Below are 13,454 nucleotides of genomic sequence, written 5' to 3' on the forward strand. Positions count from 1 at the left end.
CCGCCGCATCGGGAGGCTGCGCCGTGAAGGTCGAAAACCCCTGCGTGAAGCTCTGCAAGTTCGATGCCCGGGGCATGTGCCTGGGCTGCTTCCGCGACAAGGCGGAGGTGAAGGGCTGGAAACGTCTGGGGGAGGCGGAGCGCGGCGCCATCCTGGAGCGCATCCGGCCGCTGGTCGCCCTGCACCCGACGGGCAACGGCAGCGCCGGCAGGCGTGACAAGGACCGCAAGCGGCTGAAGAAGCTGGACCGCCGGATCGCCAAACTGGAGCGCAAGCTGGCGGAGGCCCGCAGCGAGCGGGCCCGGCAGACAGCCGTCGCGGCCTGACGCCCAGGCCCGCGGAACGGCAGCCCCGCCCCGTCAGGCGGCGGCGGGCAGGCCGGCGCGGCGGCGCATCCGCTTGAAGGCGACCCGCGCGGCGAGGTCGTGCAGCAGCCCCTGCGGCTTCAGCCCGCTGGCCTTGAACACCATGGCGACCATGCGGTCCAGGTGCTGCGGCCGGTAGTAGCTGTAGGCGTGCAGCATGTATTCCCGGGTGTTGGAGGCCCGGTCATAGGGCTGCTGCCAGTGGTTCGCCGCGTAATAGGCGTAGGCCAGCTCGTCGTCCTCGGTCTCGTTGATCCGGGACAGGGCGATCCAGAGGCGCTGGAAGCGGTTCAGCCGCTCCCGCTCCAGATAGCGCTTCAGGTAATCGTAGAAGAGCTTGTAGTGGCGCAGTTCGTCCGAAGCGATGTGCTTGCAGATCTGCTTGAACACCGGCTCGTCGGTGCTGTCGCCCAGCGCCGTGTAGTAGCTGGAGGTGCCGGTTTCGACGATGCAGCGCGCCACCAGCTCGCCGGAGCGGGAGCCGCGGGCCGAGGTGGTGGCATCGGTGTCGATGCGGTAGCCGTCGCGGAAGCGCTGCACCGCGTCCTGGAAGCTCCAGGCGGGGTCCACGGCCTCGGCCCAGCGGCCCAGCGCCTCGCCGTGCTGCACCTCTTCCACCGCCCAGGTGCGCGCGACCTCCTGGAACTCGGGATCGTCGGCGAAGATGTTGCAGAGATAGTCTGCGTAGATGTGCCCGTTATATTCGACGAGGGCCGCCGCCTTGGCCACCTTCAGCATGGCCGGATCGACCTTGGAGGGGTCCAGCCGGTCCCAGGGCAGTTCGTCGATCGTCCAGTGCCTGTACGCCATCGGAACGCGCCGTCTCCTCGTTGGGCCCGGCGCCGGGCGCCAGGATCACATGATCATCGCGCGGCGGCTTGGAAGCGACCCGCAACCGCCGCGGCACCGCTGAAGATTGGCACGTCCGCCGGGCTATGCAACAGCCGACCCGGCCGCCTCCGCGGGCATCCCACGATGCCGCAGCCCCACCGGGCAGGGGACAGGACCGCGGCACCTCTCCCGGAAGAGGGGTGCCGCCGTCGGGCGTCAGGCCGCCTCGGCGGTCAGGGACGCGATCAGGTCCAGCTTCGCCTGGGTGGTGACGAGCCGGGCCTCCAGGGCGCGGCGCTCGACGTCCGAGGTCGCGTCCTCGATATCCTCGCGCAGGTCGCTGAGCTGCTTTTCCAGCGCCGCGGTGTCGGACGCCAGCAGCGCATCCAGCTCGGAGGCTTCCTCCGCGAGCACGGTGCAGCGGGTGTCCGTCACCTCGGCGAAACCGCCGGCCACGAAGATGCGGCGGCTGACGGTGGTCTGGTTGTCGCCGTAGACGTCGATGATGCCCGGGCGCACCGTGACGATCATCGGCGCGTGCCCCGGCAGCACGCCGAACAGACCGTCGGCCCCCGGCACCACCACCATCGCCACCGGCTGCGAAATCAGCAGCTTCTCCGGGGATACCAGTTCGAACTCGAGCTTGTCGGCCATCATGACCTCCCGATGTCAGATTTCAGATGCCCGGGGCCGGGGGCGTGTGCCCGCCGGCACCGGCCGTCCGTCCTCTGATCACGCCGCCTCGGCGGCCATCTTGCGGGCCTTGGCGACGGCGTCCTCGATGGTGCCGACCATGTAGAAGGCCGCCTCCGGCAGGTGGTCGTACTCGCCGGCCACGATGCCCTTGAAGCTGCGGATGGTGTCCTCGATCGGCACGAACACGCCCGGGGAGCCGGTGAACACCTCGGCGACGTGGAAGGGCTGCGAGAGGAAGCGCTGGATCTTGCGGGCGCGGGCCACGATCAGCTTGTCCTCTTCCGACAGCTCGTCCATGCCCAGGATGGCGATGATGTCCTGGAGCGACTTGTACTGCTGCAAGACCTTCTGGACGTCGCGGGCGACCTTGTAGTGCTCCTCGCCGACGATGCGCGGGTCGAGCGCACGGCTGGTCGAGTCGAGCGGGTCCACCGCCGGGAAGATCGCCTGTTCGGCGATGGCGCGGTTCAGCACCGTCGTCGCGTCCAGATGCGCGAAGGAGGTCGCCGGGGCCGGGTCGGTCAGGTCGTCGGCGGGCACGTACACGGCCTGCACCGAGGTGATCGAGCCCTTCTTCGTGGAAGTGATGCGCTCCTGCAAGGCGCCCATGTCCGTGGACAGGGTCGGCTGGTAGCCCACCGCGGACGGGATGCGGCCGAGCAGCGCCGACACCTCGGCGCCCGCCTGGGTGAAGCGGAAGATGTTGTCCACGAAGAACAGCACGTCCTGGCCTTCCTCGTCGCGGAAGTACTCCGCGATGGTCAGGCCGGACAGGCCGACGCGGGCGCGCGCCCCGGGCGGCTCGTTCATCTGGCCGTAGACCAGGGCCACCTTGGAGCCGGCGGTGTCGCCGTTCTCGTTCAGCTTGATGACGCCGGAGTCGATCATCTCGTGGTAGAGGTCGTTACCCTCACGGGTCCGCTCGCCCACGCCCGCGAAGACCGACACGCCGCCGTGCGCCTTGGCGATGTTGTTGATCAGCTCCTGGATGGTCACGGTCTTGCCGACGCCCGCACCACCGAACAGGCCGATCTTGCCGCCCTTCAGGTACGGGGCCAGCAGGTCGATGACCTTGATGCCGGTGACGAGGATCTGCGCCTCGGTGGACTGCTCGATGAACTCCGGCGCGGAGCGGTGGATCGGGTAGGTCTTGTCGGCCTTGACCGGGCCGCGCTCGTCGATCGGCTCGCCGGTCACGTTCAGGATGCGGCCCAGCGTGGCCGGACCGACCGGCATGGAGATCGGGGCGCCGGTATCCACCACGTCCTGGCCGCGGGTCAGCCCGTCGGTCGTGTCCATGGCGATGCAGCGCACCGTGTTCTCGCCGAGATGCTGTGCCACCTCCAGCACCAGGGTCTTGCCCTCGTTGGTGGTGCGGAGGGCGTTCAGGATCGGCGGCAGGTCGCCGTCGAACTGGACGTCCACGACGGCGCCCAGCACCTGGGTGATGCGACCGGCAGTGTTGCTCGGCTGGGTGGCGATAGCGACCATGGGGTGAACTCCCTCGGAACCTTGCGTCGAGTAACCGTGACGTCGTGTCGGTGTTGCGTGCGTGCCTGCGCCGGGATCAGACGGCCTCGGCGCCGGAGATGATCTCGATCAGTTCCTTGGTGATCGAGGCCTGGCGCGTCCGGTTGTAGACCAGCGTGAGCTTCTTGATCATGTCGCCCGCGTTGCGCGTGGCGTTGTCCATGGCGGTCATCCGCGCGCCCTGCTCGCTCGCCGCGCTCTCCAGCAGCGCCGAGTAGACCTGGACGGCCAGGTTCCGCGGCAGCAGCTCGGCGAGGATCTTCTCCTCGTTCGGCTCGAACTCGTAGAGCGGCTTCGCCTCGGTCGTCTCCACCGGTTCGGCGGCGACGACAGGGGCGAACGGGATGATCTGCTGGGCCGTCACCACCTGGGTGATGGCCGAGCGGAACTTGTTGTAGATGACCGTGGCGACGTCGAACTCGCCGGCCTCGAACAGCTCCAGCACCTTGGCCGTGATCCTGTCCGCATCGGCGAAGGAGAGCCGGCGGCGGCCGATCTCCTCGAAGGAGTGGACGATCATGCCGGCGTGCTCGCGCCGCAGCAGGTCGCGGCCCTTGCGGCCGACGCAGAGGAGCTTGACCGTCCTGCCCTCACCCGTGAGGCGCTTGATGGTGCGCCGCGCCTCGCGGACGATGGTGCTGTTGAAGCCACCGCAGAGACCGCGGTCGGAGGTCACGACCACCAGCAGGTGGACCTGATCCGACCCGGTCCCCGCCATCAGGCGGGGACCGCCGGTGGCACCGGAGACGTTGGCGGCCAGGGAGGCCAGCATCCGGGCCATGCGGTCGGCGAAGGGCCGACCGGCCTCGGCCTGCTCCTGGGCGCGGCGCAGCTTGCTGGCCGCGACCATCTTCATCGCGGAGGTGATCTTCTGCGTGGATTTCACGCTTCCGATCCGGTTTCGGATGTCCTTGAGGCTAGGCATGCCGGCCCTTTGTGGTTCTTGGCCCCGAACTCAACCCTGGCGGGGGCGGATCAGACGAAGGTCCTGCCGAAGTTCTCGAGGAAGGCCTTCAGCTTCTCCTCGGTGTCCTTGGTGATCTGCTTGTCCGTCCGGATCGCGGCGAGGATGTCGGCGCCGTTGTCGCGCATGGCATCCAGCAGGTGCGCCTCGTAGCGGTTGACGTCCTCGACCTTGACCTTGTCGAGGTAGCCCTTCACGCCGGCGTAGATGCTGACCACCTGCTCCTCGACCGCCATCGGGCTGAACTGCGGCTGCTTCAGCAGCTCGGTCAGCCGGGCGCCGCGGTTCAGCAGGCGCTGGGTCGTGGCATCGAGGTCGGAGGCGAACTGGGCGAAGGCCGCCATCTCACGGAACTGGGCCAGCTCCAGCTTGATGCTGCCCGCGACCTGCTTCATCGCCTTGATCTGGGCGGCGGAGCCGACGCGGCTGACCGACAGGCCGACATTGATGGCGGGGCGGATGCCCCGGTAGAACAGGCCGGTCTCCAGGAAGATCTGGCCGTCGGTGATGGAGATGACGTTGGTCGGGATGTAGGCCGACACGTCGCCGGCCTGCGTCTCGATCACCGGCAGCGCGGTCAGCGACCCCGCCCCCTTGTCGTCGTTCATCTTCGCGGCCCGCTCCAGCAGGCGCGAGTGCAGGTAGAAGACGTCGCCCGGATAGGCCTCGCGGCCCGGCGGACGGCGCAGCAGCAGCGACATCTGGCGGTAGGCGACGGCCTGCTTGGAGAGATCGTCGTACACGATCACGGCATGCATGCCGTTGTCGCGGAAGAACTCACCCATGGCGCAGCCCGTGTAGGGCGCCAGGAACTGCAAGGGCGCCGGTTCGGACGCGGTGGCGGCGACGACGATGGAGTATTCCATCGCGCCCGTCTCCTCCAGCGTCTTCACGATCTGGGCGACCGTGGAGCGCTTCTGGCCGACGGCCACGTAGATGCAGTAGAGCTTCTTCGACTCGTCGTCGCCGGCGTTGATCGTCTTCTGATTGATGAAGGTGTCGATCGCCACGGCGGTCTTGCCGGTCTGGCGGTCGCCGATGATCAGCTCGCGCTGGCCGCGCCCGATCGGAACCAGGGCGTCGATCGCCTTGATGCCGGTCTGCATCGGCTCATGCACGGACTTGCGCGGAATGATGCCCGGGGCCTTCACCTCGACGCGGCGCATCTCGGTGCCCTGGATGGGACCCTTGCCGTCGATCGGGTTGCCCAGGCCGTCCACGACGCGGCCGAGCAGGCCGCGGCCGACGGGGACCTCGACGATGGCGCCGGTCCGCTTGACGGTGTCGCCTTCCTTGATGTCGCGGTCGTCGCCGAAGATCACCACACCGACATTGTCGGACTCAAGGTTCAGGGCCATGCCCTTCACCCCGCCGGGGAACTCGACCATCTCGCCGGCCTTGACGTTGTCGAGGCCGTAGACGCGCGCGACACCGTCGCCGACCGACAGCACCGTGCCGACCTCGGCAACGTCGGCCTCGGTGCCGAAGTTCGCGATCTGCTGCTTCAGGATCGCGGAAATCTCAGCCGCGCGGATTTCCATTATCCAACCCCTTTCATGGCGAGTTTCAGCTTGGTCAGCTTCGTGCGCACGGAACTGTCGATCATGCGCGAGCCGACCTTGACGACCATTCCGCCGATCAGCGACGGGTCCACCCGGAGGTCGACGGAGACCTTGGAGCCCAGCGCCCGACGCAGCGCGTCGGTGAGGGCGTCAAGCTGCTCCTGCGACAGCGGGCGGGCGGCGACCACACGGGCCGTCTGCTCGCCGCGGCGCCGGGCCAGCTCGGCCAGAAAGCCGTCGATCATGCCGGAAAGGGCGAAGAGGCGCCGGTTCTGGGCCACGAGGCCCACGAACTGGCGCACCAGCCCGGACACGTCCACCTGTGCCAGCACCGCATCCATCGCGCGGGCCTGGTCGGACCTGGAAAGCAGCGGACTGCGCACGAGACGGCGAAGATCCGCACTTTCGGCCATCAGCTGCTTCAGCAGAGCGAGGTCCTGGGCCGTCCGGTCCAGAGCCTTGTTCTCGTCGGCCAGTTCGAACAAAGCGGTCGCGTAGCGTGCCGCAAGTCCGGATACGCCTGTCCCTTCGGTTGCCACCTGGTAACCTCGGCTAGTCCGTCAGACCTGAAGAATTTCAGGGCTTTAGCAATAAGCGGGCGAGCCAGGAGGGTACCCCCCTGACGTCGGGCGAGCGAGCACATAACACAGCGAAGAATGCGGTGCAACTGCAACAGGACACGCTGCCGCCGCGACACGGGCGCAGGCGGCTTAAGTGGGTCTTAACCCCTCGGCGCGCACTCTGCCCCTTGCGTGGGCCGGGTTCCGGTCGCACGCCGCCCCGACTGTCCGGAGGGGGGTGCCGGGGAGACCTCCGCTGACCCATGAGCGCACCGCAGCATCCATGACCGTCGTGCCCTTCTCCGTCGCCCGCTTCACCCCCGCCGATCTGGCGGAATGGAACTCCGTCGCCCTGCCCAAGCTGGACCGGGGCCTCTGGGAATCCGTGACGCGGACCTCCGGCCCCGATTTCGACCGGCTGGTCGTCCACTTCCCGAACCTGGACCGGCCGGTCTTCCGCTTCGAGCGGGACCGCCGCGGCGGCTACCGGCTGCTCTTCAATGACCGCCGCGGCTGGTACGAGATCGGCAGCGGCGACAGCGCCGGGGACTGCCTGTCCGTCTGGAAGGGCCGGCTGCCGCGCAGCCCGCAGCGCCAGCCCGAGGACGCCAGCACCATCGCCTGACGCCCTGCCGGCTGACGCCCCTGCCGCCTGACGGTGCCGCCCGGCCTCACGCCTTCGCCGGGCGGGCGAGCGCCGCGGCGGCGAAGGCGGCCAGCCGCAGCAGCGGGCCGCGGTCGACCAGCAGCACCAGGCCCAGATAGAACAGCCCCCCGGCCGGCACCAGCAGCGCCAGCGCCGGCAGCGGCGGCCAGTGCGGCAGCAGCCAGAGGCGGGCCGCCAGCAGTGCCGCCGCCATCAGGCAGGCCCCCGCCACCGGCAGGACGGCCGGGCCGAACTGGTCGCGCCAGCGGACCCCCGCACCGATCCGCACCATCCAGGCGTTCAGCGGCAGCACGGCGACGAAGCGGGCCGCCCAGACCGCCGCCGCCACGACCACCCCCGCCTCTCCGAAGGCCACCAGCAGCGCGACGCTGACCGCGAGGCCGAGCGCGTTCTGCACGGCCAGCCAGCGCGGCCGGCCCACCGCCGTCAGCGCCGCGTTGCCGAACTGGCGCACGAGCTGTGCCATGGCGACGATGCAGAGGATGCGGACCAGCGGCACCGCCAGGTCCCAGCCCGGCCCCAGGACCAGCGCCACCACCTCCGGCGCCAGCGCGAACAGGCCGGCGAACAGCGGCTGGGTGACGAGCGCCGTCAGCTCCGTCGCCTGCCGGAAGCCGCGGGACAGCGCCTCGCGGTCGTCCTGGCGGCGGGAGAACAGGGGCAGGGCCAACTGGTGCAGGGCGCTGCCCAGGATCATCCGGGCCGTGTCCACCAGCCGCATGGCGATGGTCAGATAGCCCACCGCCGCCGGCCCCAGCAGATAGCCGACGATCAGCACGAACAGGCGCAGATTCGCCTGCCAGAGGAACGACGCCACGAAGGCCGGCAGCGCGAAGCCCAGCAGCTCGTGCAGATGGCGCAGGGAGAGGACCAGCCGCGGCCGCCGCGGCGGGTCGATCCAGAGCGCCAGCGTGGCCGCGGCCGCCATGGCGATCTGCTGCGCCACCAGCGCCCAGACGCCGAATCCCCAGAGCGCCAGCACCAGCCCGGCCGCCGCCCCGGCCAGCCGGCCGAAGAGGGAGCGCGCCGCCACGCGCTTGAAGCGCAGATCGCGGCGCAGCAGCGCCGTCATCACCCCGTTGGCACCGCCGAAGACGAGGCTCAGCCCCATCCAGGCCAGCACCGGCGCCAGTCCCGGCGCCTCGAACAGCCGCTCCACCGCCGGCGCCAGCAGCCAGCACCCGGCCGCCATGGCGGCCCCGAGCAGGAGGCTGGCCCAGAGCGCGCTGTCGGCATGGCGGTCGTCCAGGTCCCGGCGCTGCACCAGGGCGTCGTGGAACAGCATCTCCGCCACCAGATAGAGCACCTGGACGATGGAGAGGGCGAGGCCGGCGAGTCCGAACTCCGCCGGGCCGATCAGCCGGGCCAGCACCAGGAGCGTCGCCAGCGACAGCAGCGAGACGCCGCCGCTCTCCAGCACGACCCAGACGATGCCGCGCGCGGCGGCGAGGCGGCTGCCGCTCATCGGACGCCCCCGGGGATCGGGAGGCCGCGGACGGACGGACGGGGCTCGGTCATGGCGGATCGCACGGCTGCGGGAACGGACGGCGTATAACGCCCGGCGGTCCCCGGCCGGCACGGCGCGGTCCGGCTAGCCCCGAAGAACAGGCGCGGGAACGAACAGGAGTGCGGACGGCGGAAGACGCCCCCGGCGACTCCCGGCCGGCGACTCCCGGCCGGCGACTCCCGGATTGCATCGGCCGGGCGATGGCGGCATGTTCAGTTCATCATTCTGTCGCCTGCGCCGCTGCGGCCCCTGCCCCTGCCGGATCAGGCGCGGGAGAGAGACAGATGCGTCAGTCGCGCCAGACCGACCAGCATGGCCGGCCGATCACCCTTTACGGTGCCGAGGACTGGCCCGCGCTGCGCCGAGCCGGCCGTCTGGCCGCCGAGGCGCTGGACCATGTCGCCGGCCTGATCCGCCCGGGGCTCAGCACCGCCGAGCTGGACCGCCAGTGCGAAGCCTGGATGCGGGAACGCGGGGCGGTGCCCGCCACCCTGGGCTATCACGGCTACCGCCATGCGAGCTGCATCTCCATCAACCATGTCGTCACCCACGGCGTGCCGTCGGAGGACAAGCGGCTGGTGGAGGGCGACATCGTCAATGTCGATCTCTCCCCGATCCTGGACGGCTGGTTCGGCGACAGCAGCCGGACCTACTTCGTCGGCGAGCCCTCGCCGCTGGCGCGGCGGCTGACCCGCACGGCCTGGCGGGCGATGTGGGCGGGGATCGAGGCGGTGCGCCCCGGCGCCCGCATGGGCGATGTCGGCCACGCCATCGAAGCGGCGGCCCGCGCCGAAGGCTTCACCGTCGTGCGCGACTTCTGCGGCCACGGCATCGGCCGCGTCTTCCACGACGCGCCGGAGGTGCTGAACTTCGGCCGGCCGGGCACCGGCGTGCTGCTGGAGCCGGGCATGGTCTTCACCATTGAGCCGATGGTGAACGCCGGCGGAGCGGCCGTGAAGGTGATGGCCGACAAGTGGACGACCGTGACCCGCGACCGTTCCCTCTCCGCCCAGTTCGAGCACATGGTGGGCGTCACCGAGACGGGGGTGGAGGTCTTCACCCGCTCCCCCGCCGGGCTGGACGGCGAGCCGGCCTGATCCCCTACGCCGCCGCGGCTTCCCGCTCCCGGCGGACGGGCGGCGGCGCGATCACGGGCAGGCCGGAGGGGGCCAGCGCGATCTCCACCGGCAGGCGGGCGATCACGTCGCCGTCGCCCTGCACCGGCTCGCCCGCCGGGCCGTCGATGCCGACGCGCACGGCCGGCAGGACCCGGAAGCCGGGCAGCCGCTCCAGCAGCCCCAGCACCATCCCGGCCGAATAGGCGAGCGCCGCCGCCCGGCCGCCACACTCGAACAGGCAGGCGTGGAGCTGCGGCCGGCCCAGATCGGCCTGCGGGGCCAGCACGAAACGGCCACCGTAGAAGTGTCCCTTGGCGACGATGCAGGAGGCGGCGCGGACCCGCTCCACCCCGCCCGCGGCATCCTCCACCGTCACGGTGTAGTCCGGCCGCGGGCCGGCCAGGAGCCGCCCCATCGTCTCCACCACATAGGCGCCCTTGCCGGTCAGGCGCTTGAGCCGGGGGTTCACCCCCTCCACCACCGCCGCGTCCAGACCGGCACCGGCCATCATGGTGAACAGGCGGCCACCGGCCCTGCCCGGATGGATCAGCCGCACCGGCCCCGCGGCCAGGAGCGCCGCCAGCGCCGCCGGCCGGTCCGGCAGACCCAGCTCTCCGGCCAGCACGTTGGCCGTGCCCAGGGGGATCACCCCCAACGGCAGCGGCACCGGCCGCGCCCCCAGCCCGTTGACCACCTCGTTGACGGTCCCGTCCCCGCCCGCGGCGACCACGGCGTCCACGCCCGCCGCCTCCCGGGCGAAGCGTTCGGCATCGCCGCGGGCGGCGGTCTCCCGCAGCTCCAGCCGGCAGCCGGAGTCGCGCAGGGCGTGGACGGTCCGGCGCAGGAAACCGGGGCGGCGGAAGCCGGCGGTCGGGTTGTGGATCAGCAGCAGGCGGCGGCCGGCCCCCGGCAGGGTGTGGGGCAGGCCCGGCAGAGGGGAAGCAACGAGGGTCACCACGGCTCCATGTTACAGCAATGTGAAAAATACATGAAACACAAAAGTCATCATCATGAAGGCTTGAAGAAATCTGCCTGTGGAATGTGACAACGCGAATCAAGCCTTTGTCTTCGGATATAGCTAGATGTATACCGCCGTCAATTTTACAAGCACCAGCCATTCCATCCCTGGTCACGGACCATCTGCAAAGGGAGCCGCGCCATGCAGGCCGAGGAGACCGCCAGACAGTACCGGAGCATCTGGCTGTCGGACATCCATCTGGGCACCCGCGGCTGTCAGGCCGACTTCCTTCTGGATTTCCTGCGCCACAACGAGTCCGAGTACCTGTATCTGGTCGGCGACATCGTGGACGGCTGGCGCCTGCGCAAATCCTGGTACTGGCCGCAGAGCCACAATGACGTGGTGCAGAAGATCCTGCGCCGGGCCCGCAAGGGGGCGAAGGTCTTCCTGATCCCGGGCAACCATGACGAGGCGTTCCGGGAGTTCATCGGGCTCCAGTTCGGCGGCGTGGCGATCCAGGAGGACACGGTCCACGTCACCGCCGACGGCCGCCGCCTGCTGGTGATCCACGGCGACCAGTTCGACGCGGTGGTTCGCTACGCCAAGTGGCTTGCGCATGTGGGGGACACTGCCTACGTCCTGCTCCTGGGCATCAACACGGGCTTCAACTGGGTCCGGCGGAAGCTCGGGTTCCCGTACTGGTCCATCAGTGCCTACCTGAAGCACCGGACCAAGAAGGCGGTCGAGTTCATCGGGGACTTCGAGAAGGCGCTGGCCGACGAGGCCCGTCGCCGGCAGGTGGACGGGGTGATCTGCGGCCACATCCACCATGCCGAGATGCGGGACATGGACGGGGTGCTCTACTGCAACGACGGGGACTGGGTCGAGTCATGCACCGCCTTGGTGGAGCACGAGAACGGAAAGCTCGAAATCATCAACTGGGCCGAGGTTATCCGGGCGCGGGCGGCGATGAAGGTCGCGGCGTGAAGATCCTGATCGTCACGGACGCCTGGTTCCCGCAGGTCAACGGCGTGGTGCGGACCCTGGCGACGACCCGGGCCGAGCTGGAGAAGATGGGGCACACCGTGGAGGTGATCGCCCCCGACCGCTTCCGTACCCTGCCGCTGCCCACCTATCCCGAGATCCGGGTGGCCATCCGGCCGGGCCGACGGCTGGCCCGGATGATCGAGGAGGCGCGGCCCGACGCCATCCACATCGCCACGGAAGGGCCGCTGGGCTTCGCCGCGCGGCGCTTCTGCCTGCGCTACCGCATCCCCTTCACCACCGCCTACCACACCCGCTTCCCCGAATATGTCCGCGACCGGGCACCGATCCCGCTGGCGCTGACCTATGCCATCGTGCGCCGGTTCCATGCCCCGGCGCATTCCGTGATGGTCGCCACCCCCTCCATCGAGCACGACCTCCGGGCGCGCGGCTTCCGCAACATCCGGCGCTGGACCCGCGGCGTGGACACGGAGCTGTTCCGGCCGCGGCCGGAGGTGAAGGGAACGGCCCTGCTGGACCTGCCGCGGCCGATCTTCCTCTATGTCGGCCGGGTGGCGGTGGAGAAGAACATCGAGTCCTTCCTGAAGCTGGACCTGCCCGGCAGCAAGGTCGTGGTCGGCGACGGGCCGCAGCGGGCCGAATTACAGGCGCGCTACCCGAAGGTCCACTTCGCCGGGGCGCAGCATGGCGAGGATCTGGCCCGGCACTACGCGGCGGCCGACGTCTTCGTCTTCCCCTCCCGCACCGACACCTTCGGGCTGGTGCTGCTGGAGGCGCTGGCCAGCGGCCTGCCGGTGGCGGCCTATCCGGTGGCAGGCCCGGTGGACGTGCTGGGCCCGGAGGCCGAGGGGCCGGACCGGGTCGGCGTGCTGGACGAGGATCTGGGCCGGGCGGCGCTGGCCGCGCTGGAGATCGACCCGGACCGCTGCCGCGACTTCGCCATGCGCTATTCCTGGCAGGCCTCGGCGCAGCAGTTCGTCAACAACCTGCGCCCGCTGACCGAGGAAGTGCGCGCGGCCTGAGCGCAGACGCCCGGGCCGGTTGACCCGGCGTGTCCTTCTTCCGGGCCGGTTGACCCGGCGCGTCCTTCTTCCGGGCCGGTTGACCCGGCCGGGGGGACCGGCGCAGGCTGGAAGGCCCCCATTCTCCGGGAGAGGCCCGCCATGTCTGCCGCCATGATCACGCCGGCCTATGTCCGCACCATGGCCGCCTACAATGCGGAGATGAACCGCCGCATCTATGCCGCCGCCGGCCGGCTGGACGAGGCGGAGCGGCGGCGCGACCGCGGCGCCTTCTGGGGCTCCATCCACGGCACGCTGAGCCATCTGCTCTGGGGCGACCGGATGTGGATGTCGCGCTTCGACGGCTGGGAGAAGCCGACCCTGCCCCTGAAGCAGAGCGGCGGGCTGTATGACGATTTCGCCGCGCTCACCCAGGCCCGCGCGGCCGCCGACGAGGCCCTGTGCGGCTGGGCCGGCCGGCTGGAGCCCGACTGGCTGACCGGGGAGCAGCGCTGGTACAGCGGGGCCGCCGGGCGGGAGATGGCGGCGCCGCGGGGCTTCCTGCTGGCCCACATGTTCAACCACCAGACCCACCACCGCGGTCAGGTCCATGTCCTGCTGACCCAGGCGGGGCAGGACCCCGGCGACACCGACCTGTTCCTGCTGCCCCCGCTCGACTGATCGCCCGCC

Annotated in this window: 14 protein-coding genes; 6 read left to right on the forward strand and 8 right to left on the reverse strand. The window is 70.2% G+C overall.

From position 1 onward, the window contains the following. The first annotated feature begins 23 nt into the window (after positions 1 to 23). Complete coding sequence (locus ACFQPS_RS11060) at positions 24 to 326, forward strand: DUF1289 domain-containing protein (RefSeq protein WP_377358951.1); 303 nt, start codon at positions 24 to 26, stop codon at positions 324 to 326. A 33-nt stretch (positions 327 to 359) separates the two neighbouring features. Here ACFQPS_RS11060 and ACFQPS_RS11065 read toward each other — a convergent pair whose 3' ends face one another. The 6 genes from ACFQPS_RS11065 to ACFQPS_RS11090 all read right to left on the reverse strand — a co-directional run bounded on the left by ACFQPS_RS11065 (position 360) and on the right by ACFQPS_RS11090 (position 6,487). Continuing rightward, positions 360 to 1,175: an acyl-ACP desaturase gene (locus ACFQPS_RS11065; RefSeq protein WP_377358953.1), complete on the reverse strand. Its 816-nt coding sequence runs from the start codon at positions 1,173 to 1,175 to the stop codon at positions 360 to 362. Between the two features lie 237 nt (positions 1,176 to 1,412). After that, positions 1,413 to 1,850: an ATP synthase F1 subunit epsilon gene (gene atpC, locus ACFQPS_RS11070; protein ID WP_377358955.1), complete on the reverse strand. Its 438-nt coding sequence runs from the start codon at positions 1,848 to 1,850 to the stop codon at positions 1,413 to 1,415. A 78-nt stretch (positions 1,851 to 1,928) separates the two neighbouring features. After that, positions 1,929 to 3,383, reverse strand: coding sequence for a F0F1 ATP synthase subunit beta (gene atpD, locus ACFQPS_RS11075; RefSeq protein ID WP_377358958.1), 1,455 nt, complete (start codon positions 3,381 to 3,383; stop codon positions 1,929 to 1,931). A gap of 76 nt (positions 3,384 to 3,459) precedes the next feature. Next, positions 3,460 to 4,347 (reverse strand): F0F1 ATP synthase subunit gamma, encoded by an 888-nt coding sequence (locus tag ACFQPS_RS11080; RefSeq protein ID WP_377358960.1) that lies wholly within the window; start codon positions 4,345 to 4,347, stop codon positions 3,460 to 3,462. A 50-nt stretch (positions 4,348 to 4,397) separates the two neighbouring features. Then, a complete protein-coding gene (atpA, locus tag ACFQPS_RS11085; RefSeq protein WP_377358962.1) occupies positions 4,398 to 5,927 on the reverse strand; it encodes a F0F1 ATP synthase subunit alpha in 1,530 nt (509 codons plus the stop codon). Further along, entirely contained in the window at positions 5,927 to 6,487 is a 561-nt protein-coding gene (locus tag ACFQPS_RS11090; protein WP_377358963.1) for a F0F1 ATP synthase subunit delta, read from the reverse strand. Before ACFQPS_RS11090 ends, atpA begins: the two co-directional genes overlap by 1 nt. Positions 6,488 to 6,791: 304 nt before the next feature. On the opposite strand from ACFQPS_RS11090, the gene ACFQPS_RS11095 reads away from it, so the two are divergent. Then, positions 6,792 to 7,133 carry a hypothetical protein gene (locus tag ACFQPS_RS11095; RefSeq protein ID WP_377358965.1) on the forward strand — a complete coding sequence of 114 codons (342 nt, stop codon included), beginning with the start codon at positions 6,792 to 6,794 and terminating at the stop codon, positions 7,131 to 7,133. Positions 7,134 to 7,179: 46 nt separating this feature from the next. On the opposite strand, the gene ACFQPS_RS11100 is transcribed toward ACFQPS_RS11095, so the two are convergent. Continuing rightward, positions 7,180 to 8,640: a lipopolysaccharide biosynthesis protein gene (locus ACFQPS_RS11100; protein ID WP_377358967.1), complete on the reverse strand. Its 1,461-nt coding sequence runs from the start codon at positions 8,638 to 8,640 to the stop codon at positions 7,180 to 7,182. Between the two features lie 326 nt (positions 8,641 to 8,966). Here ACFQPS_RS11100 and map point away from each other — a divergent pair, with 326 nt between their 5' ends. Next, a complete protein-coding gene (gene map / locus ACFQPS_RS11105) occupies positions 8,967 to 9,779 on the forward strand; it encodes a type I methionyl aminopeptidase (RefSeq protein WP_377358968.1) in 813 nt (270 codons plus the stop codon). A 4-nt stretch (positions 9,780 to 9,783) separates the two neighbouring features. Here map and ACFQPS_RS11110 read toward each other — a convergent pair whose 3' ends face one another. Further along, on the reverse strand, positions 9,784 to 10,755 hold the full coding sequence (locus ACFQPS_RS11110; protein ID WP_377358970.1) for a diacylglycerol/lipid kinase family protein: 972 nt from the start codon (positions 10,753 to 10,755) through the stop codon (positions 9,784 to 9,786). Positions 10,756 to 10,959: 204 nt separating this feature from the next. Between ACFQPS_RS11110 and ACFQPS_RS11115 the strand changes: the two genes are divergently transcribed. The 3 genes from ACFQPS_RS11115 (at position 10,960) to ACFQPS_RS11125 (ending at position 13,445) form a co-directional block, all read left to right on the forward strand. After that, on the forward strand, positions 10,960 to 11,745 hold the full coding sequence (locus ACFQPS_RS11115) for a UDP-2,3-diacylglucosamine diphosphatase (protein ID WP_377358972.1): 786 nt from the start codon (positions 10,960 to 10,962) through the stop codon (positions 11,743 to 11,745). After that, a complete protein-coding gene (locus ACFQPS_RS11120) occupies positions 11,742 to 12,785 on the forward strand; it encodes a glycosyltransferase family 4 protein (protein WP_377358974.1) in 1,044 nt (347 codons plus the stop codon). Before ACFQPS_RS11115 ends, ACFQPS_RS11120 begins: the two co-directional genes overlap by 4 nt. Positions 12,786 to 12,926: 141 nt before the next feature. Continuing rightward, the gene (locus tag ACFQPS_RS11125; protein WP_377358975.1) at positions 12,927 to 13,445 is read left to right on the forward strand and encodes a DinB family protein; all 519 of its coding nucleotides are present in this window, start codon (positions 12,927 to 12,929) and stop codon (positions 13,443 to 13,445) included. Positions 13,446 to 13,454: the final 9 nt, after the last annotated feature.

It is taken from the genome of Rhodocista pekingensis (assembly GCF_042665545.1).
Lineage (GTDB): Bacteria > Pseudomonadota > Alphaproteobacteria > Azospirillales > Azospirillaceae > Rhodocista > Rhodocista pekingensis.

Coding starts and splice junctions, on each gene's coding strand:
- atpC (WP_377358955.1), bottom strand. CDS start 1,850: ATGGCCGACAAGCTCGAGTTCGAACTGGTATCCCCGGAGAAGCTGCTG.
- ACFQPS_RS11095 (WP_377358965.1), top strand. CDS start 6,792: ATGACCGTCGTGCCCTTCTCCGTCGCCCGCTTCACCCCCGCCGATCTG.
- atpA (WP_377358962.1), bottom strand. CDS start 5,927: ATGGAAATCCGCGCGGCTGAGATTTCCGCGATCCTGAAGCAGCAGATC.
- map (WP_377358968.1), top strand. CDS start 8,967: ATGCGTCAGTCGCGCCAGACCGACCAGCATGGCCGGCCGATCACCCTT.
- ACFQPS_RS11065 (WP_377358953.1), bottom strand. CDS start 1,175: ATGGCGTACAGGCACTGGACGATCGACGAACTGCCCTGGGACCGGCTG.
- ACFQPS_RS11115 (WP_377358972.1), top strand. CDS start 10,960: ATGCAGGCCGAGGAGACCGCCAGACAGTACCGGAGCATCTGGCTGTCG.
- atpD (WP_377358958.1), bottom strand. CDS start 3,383: ATGGTCGCTATCGCCACCCAGCCGAGCAACACTGCCGGTCGCATCACC.
- ACFQPS_RS11100 (WP_377358967.1), bottom strand. CDS start 8,640: ATGAGCGGCAGCCGCCTCGCCGCCGCGCGCGGCATCGTCTGGGTCGTG.
- ACFQPS_RS11125 (WP_377358975.1), top strand. CDS start 12,927: ATGTCTGCCGCCATGATCACGCCGGCCTATGTCCGCACCATGGCCGCC.
- ACFQPS_RS11080 (WP_377358960.1), bottom strand. CDS start 4,347: ATGCCTAGCCTCAAGGACATCCGAAACCGGATCGGAAGCGTGAAATCC.